We start from the raw sequence: 235 nt of genomic DNA, 5'->3' as shown, positions 1-235 counted from the left end.
TCTGCCACTTTGCGATAGTCGCGATTAAAGAAGGCGATAAAGTTTTCTGCCAGATAGCGTTTATCTTCTTTGTTTAGCGAGCCAACAATCCCGCAATCAATGCCGATATATTTCGGGTTTTCCGGGTGTTCATAGCTTACGAAGATGTTGCCAGGGTGCATATCGGCATGGAAAAAGCTGTCGCGAAAGACCTGAGTGAAGAACACCTGCACGCCGCGTTCCGCCAGCAATTTCA

General features: G+C 47.7%; 1 protein-coding gene. It reads right to left on the bottom strand.

Annotation, left to right across the window (positions count from 1 at the left end):
• Positions 1-235 (bottom strand): AarF/UbiB family protein (locus ACODJP_RS14500; protein WP_422482699.1); only part of this gene is annotated, 235 nt, incomplete at both ends.

The sequence above is a fragment of the Pleomorphochaeta sp. DL1XJH-081 genome (assembly GCF_049310885.1).
Taxonomy (GTDB): Bacteria; Spirochaetota; Spirochaetia; order Sphaerochaetales; family Sphaerochaetaceae; genus CAYZJV01.
The sequence above is the reverse complement of the archived record's forward strand: the minus strand, read 5'-3'. Positions and strand labels throughout refer to the sequence as shown.